Source organism: Providencia sp. UF-183, from assembly GCF_058246155.1.
In genome coordinates, this window is sequence record NZ_JBSICD010000022.1 from 72,308 (window position 1) to 88,881 (window position 16,574).

General features: G+C 42.8%; 13 protein-coding genes and 2 tRNA genes. 14 read left to right on the forward strand and 1 reads right to left on the reverse strand.

Features of this window, described 5'->3' with window-relative positions; all coding sequences use genetic code 11:
• Positions 1-22: 22 nt before the first annotated feature.
• A complete protein-coding gene (gene pepD / locus AC4IFT_RS18145; protein WP_490752181.1) occupies positions 23-1,483 on the reverse strand; it encodes a beta-Ala-His dipeptidase in 1,461 nt (486 codons plus the stop codon).
• A gap of 438 nt (positions 1,484-1,921) precedes the next feature.
• On the opposite strand from pepD, the gene gpt reads away from it, so the two are divergent.
• From gpt to AC4IFT_RS18215, 14 genes are all read left to right on the forward strand, one after another.
• Positions 1,922-2,386: a xanthine phosphoribosyltransferase gene (gene gpt / locus AC4IFT_RS18150; protein ID WP_206084762.1), complete on the forward strand. Its 465-nt coding sequence runs from the start codon at positions 1,922-1,924 to the stop codon at positions 2,384-2,386.
• A 184-nt stretch (positions 2,387-2,570) separates the two neighbouring features.
• Positions 2,571-3,821, forward strand: coding sequence for an esterase FrsA (gene frsA, locus AC4IFT_RS18155; protein ID WP_490752183.1), 1,251 nt, complete (start codon positions 2,571-2,573; stop codon positions 3,819-3,821).
• A gap of 71 nt (positions 3,822-3,892) precedes the next feature.
• Positions 3,893-4,294, forward strand: a complete 402-nt coding sequence (gene crl, locus AC4IFT_RS18160) for a sigma factor-binding protein Crl (RefSeq protein WP_490732029.1) — start codon at positions 3,893-3,895, stop codon at positions 4,292-4,294.
• A gap of 115 nt (positions 4,295-4,409) precedes the next feature.
• On the forward strand, positions 4,410-5,513 hold the full coding sequence (proB, locus tag AC4IFT_RS18165) for a glutamate 5-kinase (RefSeq protein WP_206084765.1): 1,104 nt from the start codon (positions 4,410-4,412) through the stop codon (positions 5,511-5,513).
• Between the two features lie 2 nt (positions 5,514-5,515).
• On the forward strand, positions 5,516-6,769 hold the full coding sequence (proA, locus tag AC4IFT_RS18170; protein ID WP_490732031.1) for a glutamate-5-semialdehyde dehydrogenase: 1,254 nt from the start codon (positions 5,516-5,518) through the stop codon (positions 6,767-6,769).
• A gap of 133 nt (positions 6,770-6,902) precedes the next feature.
• Complete coding sequence (gene aroL, locus AC4IFT_RS18175) at positions 6,903-7,400, forward strand: shikimate kinase AroL (RefSeq protein ID WP_490732033.1); 498 nt, start codon at positions 6,903-6,905, stop codon at positions 7,398-7,400.
• Between the two features lie 147 nt (positions 7,401-7,547).
• Positions 7,548-9,695, forward strand: coding sequence for a bifunctional acyl-ACP--phospholipid O-acyltransferase/long-chain-fatty-acid--ACP ligase (gene aas, locus AC4IFT_RS18180; protein ID WP_490732035.1), 2,148 nt, complete (start codon positions 7,548-7,550; stop codon positions 9,693-9,695).
• A 1-nt stretch (position 9,696) separates the two neighbouring features.
• Positions 9,697-10,893: a lysophospholipid transporter LplT gene (lplT, locus tag AC4IFT_RS18185; protein WP_490732037.1), complete on the forward strand. Its 1,197-nt coding sequence runs from the start codon at positions 9,697-9,699 to the stop codon at positions 10,891-10,893.
• A gap of 20 nt (positions 10,894-10,913) precedes the next feature.
• Entirely contained in the window at positions 10,914-11,417 is a 504-nt protein-coding gene (pncC, locus tag AC4IFT_RS18190) for a nicotinamide-nucleotide amidase (RefSeq protein WP_490752185.1), read from the forward strand.
• 104 nt (positions 11,418-11,521) lie between these two features.
• Entirely contained in the window at positions 11,522-12,589 is a 1,068-nt protein-coding gene (gene recA / locus AC4IFT_RS18195; RefSeq protein WP_490732040.1) for a recombinase RecA, read from the forward strand.
• Between the two features lie 326 nt (positions 12,590-12,915).
• Entirely contained in the window at positions 12,916-15,543 is a 2,628-nt protein-coding gene (alaS, locus tag AC4IFT_RS18200; protein WP_490732042.1) for an alanine--tRNA ligase, read from the forward strand.
• 229 nt (positions 15,544-15,772) lie between these two features.
• Positions 15,773-15,958, forward strand: a complete 186-nt coding sequence (gene csrA / locus AC4IFT_RS18205; protein WP_004264815.1) for a carbon storage regulator CsrA — start codon at positions 15,773-15,775, stop codon at positions 15,956-15,958.
• A gap of 436 nt (positions 15,959-16,394) precedes the next feature.
• Positions 16,395-16,487: transfer RNA gene (locus AC4IFT_RS18210), tRNA-Ser, on the forward strand.
• A gap of 11 nt (positions 16,488-16,498) precedes the next feature.
• A tRNA-Arg gene (locus AC4IFT_RS18215) sits at positions 16,499-16,572 on the forward strand.
• Positions 16,573-16,574: the final 2 nt, after the last annotated feature.

Below are 16,574 nucleotides of genomic sequence, written 5' to 3' on the forward strand. Positions count from 1 at the left end.
CATTCTATTCAATATCAGTGGATTAGCCTTTAACTGGGATCGCTTTTAACACCGCAGTTAACAGTTTCCAATACTCACCAACACTGGCGATATGAACGCGTTCATCTGGTGAGTGAGCACCACGGATGGTTGGCCCAATAGACACCATATCCATATCTGGATATGGCTTTTTGAATAAACCGCACTCAAGGCCTGCGTGGATCACCATAACATTTGGGATCTTACCAAATAACTTATTGTAGGTTTCACTCACCAAATGCATCACTGCAGAGTCTGCATCTGGCTGCCAACCTGGGTAGCTACCTTCTGCACGATATTGGGCTTTCGCTAATTTACTAACAGAAGTCAGCATGTTAACGACATAATTTTTACCGCTATCGATGAGTGAACGAACGAGGAAGATGACCTCTGCTTTATCTTCCGTCATACGTACGACACCTTCATTTAGTGAGGTTTCCACGACACCTTTTGCGACATCACTCATACGGATAACGCCATTTGGTGCCGCATTTAAGAAGAAAACAAAGCGTTGTTGGCAGTCATCAGACAGCGCTTTTAAGTCGCTTTGTGTTTCATCTAACAACAGCACTAAGTTAGGTTCAACAGCAGCTAACTCATTTTTCAGAATGCTTTCGTAGCGTGTTCTTAATGCAGTCAGATCAGCAACTTTATCGGCTGGAACAGAAATAATGGCATGTGCTTCACGTGGAATCGCATTACGTACGGTACCGCCTTTAAACTCTAATAGTTTTAGGCTGAGATCTTCTGCGTGGCCTGCAAGAAAACGTGCTAACAGTTTGTTTGCATTACCTAAACCTAAATGAACATCACCACCTGAGTGGCCACCTTTTAAACCTTTTAAGGTCAAGGTAAAGGTTTGATAACCTTCTGGTAATGCTTCGCGAGTTAGGTCAAAAGTGGTTGTGAAATCAACACCACCAGCGCAACCCATGTAGATTTCGCCTTCTTCCTCGGAGTCGGTGTTGATTAAGATATCCGCTTGTAACCAGCCTGCTTTTAAGCCAAACGCACCTTCCATACCCGCTTCTTCGGTCATGGTTAACAGCACTTCCATTGGGCCGTGCTCAACGCTGTCATCAGCTAAAACTGCCAGTGCAGAAGCTAAACCAATACCGTTATCTGCGCCTAATGTGGTTCCTTCAGCAGTCACCCATTCGCCATTTACATACGGGCGGATTGGGTCAACTTTAAAGTCATGCACCGTATCATTATTTTTTTGCGGAACCATGTCTAAGTGGGCTTGTAACACCACGGCTTTACGGTTTTCGTAGCCCGCAGTTGCAGGTTTACGGATCAAAATGTTGCCGACTTCATCACGCTCAACGTGGAAGCCTTTTTGTTTTGACCAATCAACGATATGTGCCGCTAAAGCTTCTTCATGATATGAAGGATGTGGAATGGAGCAGATGGTAGCGAAGATGTCCCACAGTGGTTGGGGGGATAGTTTGGCTAAGTCAGACACGTGTATCTCCTATGATTTTCCCGTTATATTTCAAGCTATAGCGTTGTTGTCTGCACTCACAAACCTACGTCACATACTGATGTATGCTCCTTGGATTTGTTCATTTGCCGCCTAGCTATAACTTGAACTATTTAGGGAAAATCCCTGAATCATCTAGACAGCAGCCGATTGACAGTCAACGCGAGTTTCAGCTTCGATTTTTAAAAGGAACATTGCTGTAATTATGACCTAACAGCCTGAAGTTTCGAATTAAAGGCCGCCTCTTTTATAAACTCAGGATAACACTTTCTTTTGAATAATGGACAGTGTAAATGATAATAATTGATGGCGAATGATGCTTTTTACTGGTTTTTAGCGCGCCGAATCACTATAATCTCGCGCAACCTTTTTTCCGCAAGACACATTTCAGATTTACTCAGCAGTCGGGACCCGAATTATATGAGCGAAAAATATGTCGTAACGTGGGATATGTTGCAAATACATGCCCGTAAACTCGCACAACGTTTATTACCAGTAGAACAATGGACCGGTATTATCGCGGTTAGCCGTGGTGGACTTGTCCCTGGTGCACTTCTTGCACGTGAACTGGGAATTCGTCACGTTGACACCGTTTGTATCTCTAGCTATGACCATGATAACCAACGCGAATTAACTGTTATCAAGCGCGCTGAAGGCGATGGTGAAGGCTTTATCGTCATTGATGATTTAGTTGATACTGGCGGTACTGCACAAGCTATTCGTGATATGTATCCAAAAGCACACTTTGTGACTATCTTCGCAAAACCAGCTGGTCGTCCATTAGTTGATGACTATGTGGTTGATATCCCTCAAGATACTTGGATTGAGCAGCCTTGGGATATGGGCGTTGTCTTTGTTAAGCCTCTGTGTGAACAAGATAAATAAATCTGTTTGTCACTTAAAGTTAGGTAAAAACACTGTAATTATAAAGCCTTATGGATTTTATTGATTGCTAGAACACATTAATACCTAAAATTTTTGAGTCAAACACGATATAATTTGGGGAGTGCATTATGTGCATTCCCCTTATTTTTTGGTTCCATTCAGCGACGGTATACAGGTAATTGGGATGACTCAGCAAAATTTATCCGAAAAACTCTTTAAGCCTAAAATCAGACAGGTTGAAACATCGACACTGGTCTCATATTCCGCCCAAACACTGCCTCAGCTCAAAGAGCACAGTGTGCTGAGTGGTTCTCACCATGCGGGCTGGTATCGCATGATTAACCGCTTGATGTGGATTTGGCGTGGAATTGACGCATTAGAAATAGAAGATGTGCTTAGCCGTATTGCGATTTCGAATGCGCCACGGAGTAATGAGAACCAACTCGATACTGTCATCGGTAATCGTTCAGGCAATTGGTGTTTTGAATGGTCTCAACAAGCGATGCATTGGCAACAAAAAGCCTTAGAGTTCGAGAAGGGGGTTGATGCGGGTAATGCGTGGCTGCACGCAGCAAATTTATATAGCATAGCCGCTTACCCGTTTATCAAAGGTGATGAACTTGCAGATCAAGCTATTCTTCTTGCGAATAAAGCCTATGATAGCGCCGCTAAATTTTCTCAATACCGTTTAAAGAAAATTCCTTTCAAAGTGGATGGCGGTAAAGAGGTTTGCGGCTTTTTGCATATTCCCTCTCAGGGGCAAGGCCCTTATCCAACGGTAATGATTTGCGGTATGTTAGATAGCTTACAAATTGATTTTTGTCGCTATTTCCGTGATTACCTTGAGCCATTGGGGATTGCTATGCTCACGCTGGATATGCCATCTATTGGTTATTCGAACAAATACAAGCTCACCCAAGAAACCACCACGTTACATGAGCAAATTGTTCGCCAAATTGATGATATTGCATGGATTGACCATACACGCTTTGGCATAGTTGGAATGCGTTTTGGCGCAAACATAGCGTTAAGATTAGCTTATATGTGCCCTGAGAAAATCAAAGGGGTCGCTGTGATAGGTCCAATTGTGCACAGTTTATTGCACGAAGAGAAATATCAACGAGATATTCCTCGGATGGTTTTGGATGTGTTCGCCAGTCGTCTGGGGATTTACCAAGTTGATGGATCTGCATTACGCCACGAACTTAGTTGTTATTCTTTGAAAAATCAGGGGCTTTTAGGCAGGAGAAGTAAGGTTCCTATGTTAGCTGTCAGCTTGAAAGACGATATTTATAGCCCAAAAGCGGAAGCGGATCTGATTAAACGTTCTTCTATGGATACGGATGCCATTATGTTACCAAGCCATCCAGTGTTCGCCAATTTTGAGAAAGCGTTAAGTGAAACAACGAATTGGTTAAAAGCAAAAATACTTTAAAATAATTTAATAACTTGCTTATTTTTTCCCATTTGTTAAAAAGGGATCTTCCCAAGAAGGAGATCCTTAACATGGCTTTACCGACTGATTACACAAATGGAAAATATTTAAAGAAATTTGCAGCGATAGGTCCGTATTTAAGAGAAAAACAATGCTTAAAGGGTTGCTACATATTTGATAGCTTGGTTGTGTGTGTGAATGCCAACATAGTGCCTGAGAAACGTGAATTTTGGGGGTGGTGGTTAAAGCTAGTTGCTACTGATACAGGCTTTGAGTTTACCTATCATTTAGGGCTATACAATGGGCATGGTAGTTGGCAGGTTAAAGCATTAAAAGACGGTGCAACCACCGAGGCTGTTGAAAAGAATTTGATCTCTTTTCATCAAAACCTCGCTAAGCAATTATCTGACCTTGAGTTAAGCCTCTTCCCTTCACCGCTAATGTCAGAATTAAAACTGGAATTAAGCGCATAAATTTGTTTTAAACCAACTTTTGTTGAATTTTGCGTTATGCCTGTTGGCATAACGCGCTTCTCCTGATAAAAATGATACCTACTTTTGTTTTATTAATCCTAATGGCAGAAAAATGATGAAAAATAGCCAGACGCTGGTCGTTAAGTTAGGCACCAGTGTACTTACAGGGGGCTCGCGCCGTTTAAACCAAGCTCATATTGTTGAGTTGGTTAGACAATGTGCGCAGCAATATGAAAAAGGGCACCGTATTATTATCGTGACATCTGGGGCAATTGCCGCAGGTCGCGAGCACTTAAATTACCCCGAACTGCCGGCTACCATTGCATCTAAACAGTTGCTCGCGGCGGTCGGTCAAAGTCGTTTGATTCAATTGTGGGAAAGATTATTCTCCATTTATGGCATTCACATTGGGCAAATGTTACTGACCCGTGCGGATTTGGAAGACAGAGAACGCTTTTTAAATGCGCGAGATACCTTACAAGCATTGCTTGATAACGGCATTATTCCTGTCATTAATGAAAATGATGCGGTTGCAACTGCGGAAATAAAAGTGGGTGATAATGACAACCTATCGGCACTTGCCGCCATTCTCGGGGATGCAGACAAACTGCTCTTGTTGACAGATATTGAGGGTTTGTATGATGCAGATCCCCGCAGCAACCCAGATGCAAAATTAATCCCCGAAGTGTATGGTATCAATGATGAACTCAGGGAAATGGCGGGTGGTAGTGTCAGTGGCTTAGGAACGGGCGGAATGGCCACTAAGCTACAAGCTGCGGATGTTGCAGGTCGTGCGGGTATTGATGTGGTGATTGCCGCAGGCAATAAACCCGATGTCATTAACGCGGTCATCGAAAATATCCCAGTGGGAACCCGTTTTTACGGGCAGAAAAACCCAATGGAAAACCGTAAGCGCTGGATTTTCGGTGCGCCAGCTGCGGGTGATGTGTACATTGATGATGGTGCTCAACTGGCGATTATGGAAAAAGGTAGCTCATTATTGCCAAAAGGCATTAAGAAAATCGAGGGGGATTTCTCTCGTGGCGCAGTGATCCGAATCCGCAACATGGCAGGTAAAGACCTTGCACATGGTGTCACTCATTATAACAGTGATGCACTTCGAATGATTGCAGGTCAACATTCTCAAGACATAAACAAGATACTTGGCTATGAACACGGCTCTGTGGCTGTTCATCGCGATGATATGATAGTGAGTTAATTATGTTAGAAACAATGGGTAAAGCAGCAAGGGCTGCATCATGGCAATTAGCTCAGCTAAGCACCAAACAAAAAAATGCTGCACTACAGCAAATTGCGGATTTATTAGAGCAAGAAAGTGCCATTATTTTGGCTGCAAACGAAAAGGATATGGAGCAAGCAAGGGCGAGTGGCATGACTGAAGCGCTGCAAGACCGCTTGTTGTTAACGCCTGAACGCTTAAAAAATATCGCTGATGATGTGCGTAAAGTGTGCCAACTTGCAGACCCTGTAGGCCAAGTCATTGATGGTAGCAAACTTGATAGTGGCTTGGATCTCCAGCGCCGACGCGTGCCATTGGGTGTGGTTGGTGTTATCTACGAAGCACGCCCTAATGTCACTGTCGATGTGGCTTCTTTATGCCTAAAAACTGGCAACGCGGCGATTATGCGTGGGGGCAAAGAAACCCACAATACGAATCTGGCAGTTGTTAGTGTTATTCAAAAAGCCTTGAAAAATAGTGGGTTACCAGCAGAAGCAGTACAAGCAATTAATAACCCTGATCGCGAGTTAGTGGCTCAATTACTGAAATTAGATCGTTACGTAGATATGTTAATTCCGCGAGGTGGTGCAGGGTTACACAAGCTATGCCGTGAACAATCAACCATTCCCGTGATCACTGGCGGAATTGGTGTGTGCCATACTTTTGTCGATGAGTCTGTCAATTTTGACAAAGCGATCAACGTGATTATTAATGCAAAAGTGCAGCGTCCAAGCGCTTGCAATTCACTTGAAACATTGCTCGTCCACAAGAATATCGCCGCTGAATTCCTGCCATTACTCAGCAAAAAAATGGCCGAGCAACAAGTGACTCTGCACGCGAGCGAGCAAGCGATGCCATTTTTACAACAAGGCCCTGCAAAAGTGGTTGATGTTAAACCCGAAAACTTAGTCGATGAGTGGCTATCTTTGGATTTAAATGTGGAAATTGTTGCTGATGTGGACGCGGCTATCGACCATATTCGCCATTATGGCACTGCACACTCGGATGCTATTTTGACAGAGTCGATTAGCCAAGCCGATTACTTTGTGCAGTGTGTTGATTCAGCTGCTGTTTATGTGAATGCGAGTACGCGCTTTACAGACGGTGGGCAGTTTGGCCTAGGTGCGGAAGTTGCAGTGAGCACGCAAAAATTGCACTCGCGAGGTCCTATGGGGCTGGATGCGTTAACAACCTACAAATGGATTGGTTATGGCGATTTTTTAAATCGCCCATAGAAGTGAAAGAAAGTTATAAAGCCACACAAGTGAAGTGTGGCTTTCTTTTTTATGGTTTGCTGTGTTTGGCAGCATTTATAAGCAAATGAATAGCTAAATTTTATTAGTATTCATGATGATGGGATGGAAATTAATGTTTTACATTATCGGTCCAAGAGGTTCAGGTAAAACAACAATTGGGAAATTATTTGCCGAATCTAAGGGATACCAATTTGTTGATACAGATAAGTTAATACTTGAAAAATCAGGAAAAAGTATTGCAGAAATCGTAGAGCAACATGGTTGGAATTATTTTCGCCAGTTAGAAAGTGAAATATTAAAATCAATTGTACAAGATGATGTGATTGTTTCTACAGGGGGCGGAATTATTCTTGCTGAGGAAAATCAACAGGTAATGCGAGATAATGGTACTGTTATCTATTTAAATGCTAAACCTGATGTTCTTGCTAAACGACTTGCCGCTGAACCGCAGGCTGAACAACGCCCAAGCTTAACAGGTAAATCTTTAGTCGAAGAAATTGAAGAGGTTATGCAGCAACGGGAACCTATTTACCGAGCAACAGCTCACCATATTATTGATGCGACTCAGCCAATTGATGAAATTATCGCGCAACTCAATAAGTTATCTTAAACTCATTATTGGTGGGCACTTTTCATATTAGGTGTTTTCGGATTATGCCCCTAGTGGAGATCGTTCTACTCAGTAAGATAAGTGTTATTACGGCATAACAATATTTTGGTAGCATACAAAAATATAATCATAATATAGGGATTCATTATGTTGGTGAAAATAATCAAAGCCATCCTTACGTTTTTATTTCGTGTTGAAGTTGTTGGTGATGCGAAAGAGTTTGATCAAGATAAATGTTTGATCACCCCTAATCACGTCTCTTTTCTCGATGGTGTTTTGATCGCACTTTTTCTCCCCGTAAAACCTGTATTTGCCGTTTACTCAACCTTTGCTACACCTAAAATGGTGAAGCGCCTTAAGCCCTATGCGGATATTGTCCCGCTTGACCCTGCTAACCCATTAGGTATTCGACATCTTGTTAAAGAGGTAGAAAAAGGGCGACCGATTGTTATTTTCCCTGAGGGGCGAATTTCGGTGCATGGTTCTTTGATGAAAATCTATGAAGGTGCAGCATTTGTCGCCGCCAAATCAGAAGCAAAGGTTGTCCCTATTCGTATTGAAGGGGCTGAACGTAGTCATTTTGGGCGTTTAAAAGGGATTATCCCGCTAAAATGGTTTCCAAAAATTACGTTACATATATTACCTGCACAAATTATTCCGATGCCAGAAGCACCAAAATCGGTTGAGCGTCGTGCGCTAGCAGGCGAACATCTTTATCAAATTATGAAATCTGCACGCATGGCTTGTCGGCCACAAGTGACGCTGGTTGAAGAGTTTATCGATAGTGTGCAGCGCTTTGGTCGCCGTACGCCTTGTATTGAAGACATCGCATTCAAAGAAGATTCATACCAAACATTACTGAAAAAAACGTTAGGAGTGGGGCGTATCATTGAGCGCTATACCCATGAAAACGAACGTGTTGGCCTTTTGCTGCCAAATGCAACGGTGACGGCGGCAGCGATTTTTGGGGCATTGATGAGAGGGCGTGTCCCGGCGATGTTGAATTACACAGCTGGTAGTCATGGGATTAGTAATGCCCTCAAAGCTTCAGCGGCGAAAGTGGTATTCACTTCACGGCAATTTCTCGAAAAAGGTAACCTCACGCATATTCCAGAACAGGTTCCGGAAGCGAACTGGATTTACCTTGAAGATTTAAAAGACACAGTAACTTTGCAAGATAAGCTATGGATTGTTAAGCATTTATTTAACCCGCGCAAAGCCATTGTTCCACGAAAAGCATCGGATGAAGCCATTGTCTTGTTTACCTCTGGTTCTGAAGGGACACCAAAAGGCGTCGTGCATAGCCATGCCAGTTTGATGGCAAACGTTGAGCAAATTAAAACAATTGCTGACTTTACGCCTCGTGACCGTTTTATGTCTTCGTTGCCATTGTTTCACGCATTTGGTTTAACAGTCGGGTTATTTATTCCTCTATTTTCGGGGAGTCGCGTTTTTCTATACCCAAGCCCACTTCATTACCGCATTATTCCTGAGCTCGTGTATGACAAGAACTGCACCGTGTTATTCGGAACGTCAACATTCTTGGGGAATTATGCGCGTTTTGCTCATCAATATGATTTTGCACGTTTACGCTATGTGGTCGCAGGAGCAGAAAAACTTTCGGATAAAACGAAGAAAATTTGGTTTGAAAAATTCGGTATTCGCATCCTTGAAGGTTATGGTGTGACCGAATGCGCGCCAATTGTCTCTATCAACGTCCCAATGGCGGCAAAAGAAGGGACGGTAGGGCAAATTTTACCCGAAATGGAAGCACGTATTATCCCTATTTCTGGCATCGAAAATGGCGGCAAACTGCAACTTAAAGGCCCTAATATCATGAAAGGATATTTACGTGTTGAAGCGCCTGGTGTACTCGAAACACCAAGTGCTGAAAATGCGCAGGGTGAGGTAGAAGATGGCTGGTACGACACAGGTGATATTGTTGAGTTAGATAATAAAAATTTCTGCACTATCAAAGGCCGTGTTAAACGCTTTGCGAAACTGGCAGGGGAAATGGTTTCCCTTGAAAGTATCGAACAGATGGTCGCCATGTTATCACCAAATGCGAATCATGGCGTCGTGACAAAACCCGATAGCAGTAAAGGTGAAGCCTTGGTCTTGTTTACTACCGATAAAGAGTTAGATAGAAGCGCCTTATCGGCAGCAGCGAAAAGCCGAGGATTAACAGAGCTTGCAGTTCCTCGCGATATTCGCTTGGTAAAAGAATTACCTGTGTTAGGTAGCGGGAAAACGGATTTTGTCACACTGAAACAAATGGCCTTAAAGGATGCCTAATATGCAAGAAAGTACCCCTAATTTACCGCTAATGAGTCGAGGGATGAAAGCTGTTTTGGCGTCTCAATTCCTCTCTGCATTTGCGGATAATGCACTGTTATTTGCCATATTAGCGCAACTCAAAGCTGAATTTTATCCAGAGTGGAGCCATCCTATTCTGCAAATGGTATTTGTGTTTACTTATATCGTTTTAGCCCCTTTTGTTGGGCAAATTGCTGATAGATTCTCCAAAGGCCGCGTGATGTTGTTCTCCAATATTTTTAAATTTATTGGGGCACTTGGGATTTGCTTTGGGTTAAACCCATTTCTTTGTTATGGGTTAGTAGGGATTGGGGCGGCATCTTATTCACCTGCTAAATACGGTATTTTAGGTGAATTAACTGGGGGAGATAACCTAGTTAAAGCCAATGGTGTGATGGAAGCTTCAACGATTGCGGCAATCTTAGTGGGCTCTGTTGTTGGTGGAATGCTCTCTGATATCAATCTCTTATTAGCACTAGGGACATGTGCTATTTTATATGCGCTGGCTGTAATCGCTAACTTCTTTATTCCACACCTTGTGGCGGCGAGACCCGGAAAAGGCTGGAATCTCAAATTACTGGTCACTGATTTCTTTCAAGCGTGCCGTATTTTATGGGCAAATCAGGAAAGCCGTTTTTCCCTTGTCGGAACCAGTTTGTTCTGGGGAGCAGGGGTTACATTACGTTTTTTATTAGTTGCTTGGGTACCTGTGGCTTTAGGTTTACAAGATAACACAACCCCAACCATATTAAATGCCATGGTTGCAGTGGGGATTGTTGCAGGGGCTGGGCTTGCGGCTAAGTTTATTACTTTGAAAACCGTTTACCGTTGTATTCCTGCGGGGGTTATTATTGGCGTGATGGTGGTGTTACTTTCCTTGCAAACTAATATTATTCCATCCTACTTTATCTTGATTATTTTAGGGGTCTTTGGCGGGCTATTTGTTGTTCCTCTAAATGCTTTATTGCAAGAGAAGGGTAAAGAAACGGTTGGTGCAGGGAACGCTATTGCAGTGCAAAATTTAGGCGAAAATAGCGCGATGCTGATCATGCTAGGCTTGTATTCACTGGCAATTAAAGGTGGTTTATCTGTAGTGAATGCAGGCATTGGCTTTGGTGCAGTATTCACGATTGCGATTGCTGGCTTATGGATTTGGGATCGTGCTCGTAAAAAATGATGTAAAGGGTGGATTACGTAATGGTAGATGAGAAGCAACTCGAAACATTAAGTATTCAGGTTGGGCAACAGCTTCAAGCACAAGGTAAAACCGTTACCACTGCGGAGTCCTGCACAGGCGGGTGGATTGCAAAGGTGCTGACGGATATTTCTGGGAGCTCAGATTACTTCCAGCGTGGCTTCGTCACTTATAGCAACGAAGCCAAACACCAAATGATTGGTGTGGCAGATGCGTCTTTACTGCAATTTGGTGCGGTTAGCCAGCAAGTGGTTGAGGAAATGGCCTCAGGGGCACTGAAAGAAGCCGCTGCCGATTTTGCGATCTCAGTCAGTGGTATTGCAGGTCCTGGTGGCGGTAGTATCGACAAACCTGTTGGTACAGTATGGTTTGGTTTTGCCCAAAAACAAGCAGATGGCACAGTGTCAATTATCACTGTGCATCGTGTTTTTCAAGGAGATAGAAATCAAGTGCGTTTACAATCAACAGGTTATGCACTGGAAACACTTTTGAGTCTATTAAAGTAAAAATTTCCTTGATACTGTATGATTATACAGTATACTTAGTTCCAACAAATCGAATTCAATCGTTTTATTCGCAGTGGCAAAGCCATTGCACTTAGGGAGTAAACATGGCTATTGATGAAAACAAACAAAAAGCACTGGCTGCTGCACTGGGTCAAATTGAAAAGCAATTTGGTAAAGGTTCCATTATGCGTCTTGGTGAAGACCGCTCAATGGATGTTGAAACCATTTCAACAGGTTCTTTATCGCTAGACGTTGCATTAGGTGCTGGTGGCCTGCCATTAGGTCGTATTGTTGAAATCTACGGTCCAGAATCTTCAGGTAAAACGACCCTAACATTACAAGTTATTGCTGCGGCACAACGCAGTGGCAAAACCTGTGCGTTTATTGATGCTGAGCACGCACTTGATCCTATCTATGCGAAAAAACTCGGCGTTGATATCGATAATTTACTGTGTTCTCAGCCAGACACGGGTGAGCAAGCGCTTGAAATTTGTGACGCGCTGACCCGCTCAGGTGCTGTTGACGTGATCATCGTTGACTCCGTTGCTGCATTAACCCCTAAAGCAGAAATTGAAGGTGAGATTGGTGATTCTCACATGGGTCTTGCTGCGCGTATGATGAGTCAGGCAATGCGTAAATTAGCGGGTAACTTAAAAACCTCAAATACGCTTCTGATCTTCATCAACCAAATTCGTATGAAAATTGGTGTGATGTTCGGTAACCCAGAAACCACAACGGGTGGTAATGCACTGAAATTCTACGCATCTGTTCGCTTAGATATCCGTCGTATTGGCGCAGTGAAAAACGGTGAAGAAATCGTTGGTAGTGAAACACGCGTTAAAGTGGTAAAAAACAAAGTTGCGGCACCATTCAAACAAGCAGAATTCCAAATTCTTTATGGTGAAGGGATTAATACCTTTGGTGAGTTAATTGACTTGGGTGTTAAACACAAGCTAATTGAAAAAGCGGGTGCTTGGTATAGCTATAACGGCGATAAGATTGGCCAAGGTAAAGCTAACTCAACAACTTACTTAAAAGAGCATCCTGAAGTCGCGAAAGAAATTGATACAAAACTGCGTGAAATGTTACTCAATCACACCGGTGAATTTAGCAGCGCTGCAACAGACTTTATCAGTGATTCTGATGAAGAAGAAACACCAGAAGAATTTTAATTATTAGCTAGTGAATTGATTAGTCATTAGATTATAGGCGCTGCTCTTATTGAGTAGCGCCTTTTTTGTTTTTTTCAATCACAATAATAGTTTATTCAACAGTTTTTCTGTGGAAAAATACGCTGACCAGAGGTATAAACATACTTTCAGAAAATATCTAGACGCTTTACAATGAAAGCCACGAATGGATGTAGCTATAATTTTACTTCTAGACAAAGAGACTTTATCTTATCAGTCACTTTTTAATCGGAGAGTTGATTAGAGGTGATGTTACATGCCATCTCAACAATTCATAATTCTGTTTCCAGCTTGATATCGGGATAAATATGAGTAAAAGCACCGCTGAGATCCGCCAAGCGTTTCTCGACTTTTTTCATACAAAAGGTCACCAGGTGGTCACCAGCAGTTCGCTAGTGCCTAACAATGACCCGACACTATTGTTCACAAACGCAGGGATGAACCAGTTCAAAGATGTATTTCTTGGTCTGGATAAGAGAGCATATTCCCGAGCGACAACTGCACAGCGCTGTGTGCGTGCAGGTGGTAAACATAACGACTTAGAAAACGTAGGTTATACGGCTCGTCACCACACATTCTTTGAAATGTTAGGTAACTTCAGCTTTGGTGACTACTTTAAGCATGATGCAATTCGCTTTGCGTGGGAATTACTGACAAGCGAAGAATGGTTTAGTCTGCCAAAAGAAAGGTTGTGGGTCACTGTTTATGCTACAGATGATGAAGCTTATGATATCTGGAACAAAGAAATTGGAGTTCCAGCAGAGCGCATCATTCGTATCGGTGATAACAAAGGCGCGCCTTATGCATCAGATAACTTCTGGCAGATGGGCGATACAGGTCCTTGCGGTCCTTGTACTGAGATTTTTTATGATCATGGCGATCATATTTGGGGGGGGCCTCCAGGTAGCCCAGAAGAAGATGGCGACCGTTATATTGAAATCTGGAATCTCGTCTTCATGCAGTTTAACCGTCAATCAGACGGTACCATGGAGCCTCTACCGAAGCCTTCTGTTGATACAGGAATGGGCTTAGAGCGTATCTCTGCGGTATTGCAACACGTCAATTCAAACTATGACATCGATATTTTCCGTGAATTAATTGCAGCGGCAGCGAAAGCAACTGGGGCAACCGATCTGGAAAATAAATCACTACGTGTTATTGCCGACCATATTCGCTCTTGTGCTTTCCTTGTTAGTGATGGCGTTATTCCATCAAACGAAGGCCGTGGTTACGTTCTGCGTCGTATTATTCGTCGTGCAGTTCGTCATGGTTACATGCTTGGTGCAAAAGAAACATTTTTCTACAAATTAGTGGCTCCACTGATTAATGTCATGGGCTCTGCAGCCGAAGAGTTGCAGCGTCAACAAGCGATGGTTGAAAAAGTTCTTAAAACTGAAGAAGAGCAATTCGCCCGTACTTTAGAACGTGGTTTGCAATTACTTGATGAAGAACTGGCATCCTTAAAAGGGGATACTCTTGATGGTGAGGCCGCATTCCGTCTTTACGATACTTACGGTTTCCCAATCGACTTAACCGCGGATGTGTGCCGTGAGCGCAATATCAAAGTTGATGAAGAAGGCTTTGAGCGCGCAATGGAAGACCAACGCCGTCGTGCGAGAGAATCTAGCGGTTTCGGTGCTGACTATAATTCATTAATTAAAGTTGATAAGCGTAGTGAGTTCTCTGGTTATCAATATGATGAACAACAAGCGACTATAACTGCGCTGTATAAAGATGGTCAACCTGTTGATAGCTTGAATGCAGGTGAGGAAGGCTTAGTCATCCTTGATAAAACCGCATTTTACGCAGAATCAGGTGGCCAAGTTGGTGATATTGGCTTCTTAAATAATGACAATGCGCGTTTTAATGTGACAGATACACAAAAGTATGGCCAAGCCATTGGCCATATCGGTAAAGTCGAATCAGGTTCATTAGTGGTTAACCATCGCATTACCGCTGTGGTTGATAGCGCAAGGCGTAATGCTATTCGCTTGAACCACTCTGCAACACACTTATTACACGCTGCATTACGTCAAGTTCTGGGTGAGCACGTATCTCAGAAAGGCTCTCTTGTTAATGACAAGTACCTGCGTTTTGACTTCTCTCATTTTGAAGCCATGACACAAGCGCAACTTCGCCAAGTAGAAGACATCGTCAATGCTCAAATTCGTCAAAACTCAGAAATTGAAACTGAGTTGATGGATTTAGAGGGTGCGAAAGCGAAAGGGGCTATGGCATTATTCGGTGAAAAATATGAAGAGCGTGTTCGCGTGCTGAGCATGGGCGATTTTTCTATTGAATTATGTGGTGGTACACACGCAAGCCGTACTGGTGATATCGGCCTGTTCCGTATTCTGAGTGAATCTGGAACAGCAGCAGGCGTTCGTCGTATTGAAGCGACGACAGGTGCAATGGCGATTGAAAGTGTTCATCATCAATCAGAGCAACTTTCGGCAATTGCTCACCTACTAAAAGGTGATACTAATAGCCTTGTTGAGAAAGTGAAATCTGCATTGGACAAATCTCGTCAGTTAGAAAAAGAGATTTTGCAACTAAAAGATCAACAAGCTTCTCAAGAAAGTGCTTCACTAAGCAGCAAAGCAAAAGATGTGAAAGGCGTCAAATTGTTAGTGAACCAATTAGGGGATACTGATCCTAAGCTATTGAGAACCATGGTTGATGATCTGAAAAACCAGTTGAAATCTGCGATTATCGTGCTTTCGACAACAAGTGGTGATAAAGTCAGTATGATCGTTGGTGTAACTAATGATTTGACTGCTAAAATTAAAGCAGGTGACTTAATCTCTTATGTTGCACAGCAAGTAGGTGGTAAAGGTGGTGGACGCCCTGATATGGCTCAAGCAGGTGGTACTGATGTAAATGCATTGCCTGCAGCGATGGCCAGCGTTGAAGAGTGGGTTGAATCGCGACTGTAAATACTTACTAAAGTTGCCTTGTAGAAATATAAGGCAACTTTAAATCTGTTGCGGCATTGTTAATGTATTGCTTGTAGTGCTATATTTTGCTTGTAAATAATTAGAATGCTTGCCTTGATGGCATCAATGCTTTAGGTGAATGTCATTGCTTTACGTTTTCACGGTGTGTGATGGACAATAGCGGGGATACCTAGAGACCCGACTCTTTTAATATTTCAAGGAGCAAAGAATGCTTATTCTGACTCGTCGAGTTGGTGAAACACTCATGATAGGCGATGAGGTAACAGTTACTGTATTGGGTGTTAAAGGCAACCAAGTTCGTATTGGTGTTAATGCCCCAAAAGAAGTTTCTGTTCACCGTGAAGAAATTTATCAACGGATCCAGGCCGAAAAGACTCAACCAGATAATCAATAATAATGAATAAGCGTCCAATGATTGACCACACAGCAAGAATGGACGCTTGTCTTACCCTTCTTTTTCGATAATACACTCCCTTAAATACACATTTATTTTCTAGCTAAACTCATTTGACTGAAAGTCATGAACCATTGCTATCAACTTCTTTTTTGTTTTTGTTTATAATTTCGCCACGCAATGGTCCTAGTATGATAATTTTTGGATAAAAAAGTGATTTTCCTCTTCACATTTTTATTCATAAAGTAAGTTATTTAAGGGCTGAAAAAGTTCTTTTTCGGTGTTAAACTAATCATCTTGCTTGTGAAATGTGCAAACAGACTGTGGAATGCAAAAAGATTGGAAAAATTGTTTGACTTCTAAGTCTAGGAAAGTAATATGTGCGCCACACAGAGACGAGATGTTTGAAAAAACAAATCGTGTGTAACTAAAATATGGTGAGGTGGCCGAGAGGCTGAAGGCGCTCCCCTGCTAAGGGAGTATGCGGTCAAAAGCTGCATCGAGGGTTCGAATCCCTCCCTCACCGCCATTTTAGATTATGCATCCGTAGCTCAGCTGGATAGAGTACTCGGCTACGAACCGAGCGGTCGGAGGTTCGAATCCTCCCGGATGCACC

Coding starts and splice junctions, on each gene's coding strand:
- pncC (WP_490752185.1), top strand. CDS start 10,914: ATGGTAGATGAGAAGCAACTCGAAACATTAAGTATTCAGGTTGGGCAA.
- csrA (WP_004264815.1), top strand. CDS start 15,773: ATGCTTATTCTGACTCGTCGAGTTGGTGAAACACTCATGATAGGCGAT.
- alaS (WP_490732042.1), top strand. CDS start 12,916: ATGAGTAAAAGCACCGCTGAGATCCGCCAAGCGTTTCTCGACTTTTTT.
- lplT (WP_490732037.1), top strand. CDS start 9,697: ATGCAAGAAAGTACCCCTAATTTACCGCTAATGAGTCGAGGGATGAAA.
- proB (WP_206084765.1), top strand. CDS start 4,410: ATGAAAAATAGCCAGACGCTGGTCGTTAAGTTAGGCACCAGTGTACTT.
- aas (WP_490732035.1), top strand. CDS start 7,548: ATGTTGGTGAAAATAATCAAAGCCATCCTTACGTTTTTATTTCGTGTT.
- gpt (WP_206084762.1), top strand. CDS start 1,922: ATGAGCGAAAAATATGTCGTAACGTGGGATATGTTGCAAATACATGCC.
- aroL (WP_490732033.1), top strand. CDS start 6,903: ATGTTTTACATTATCGGTCCAAGAGGTTCAGGTAAAACAACAATTGGG.
- frsA (WP_490752183.1), top strand. CDS start 2,571: ATGACTCAGCAAAATTTATCCGAAAAACTCTTTAAGCCTAAAATCAGA.
- crl (WP_490732029.1), top strand. CDS start 3,893: ATGGCTTTACCGACTGATTACACAAATGGAAAATATTTAAAGAAATTT.
- recA (WP_490732040.1), top strand. CDS start 11,522: ATGGCTATTGATGAAAACAAACAAAAAGCACTGGCTGCTGCACTGGGT.
- proA (WP_490732031.1), top strand. CDS start 5,516: ATGTTAGAAACAATGGGTAAAGCAGCAAGGGCTGCATCATGGCAATTA.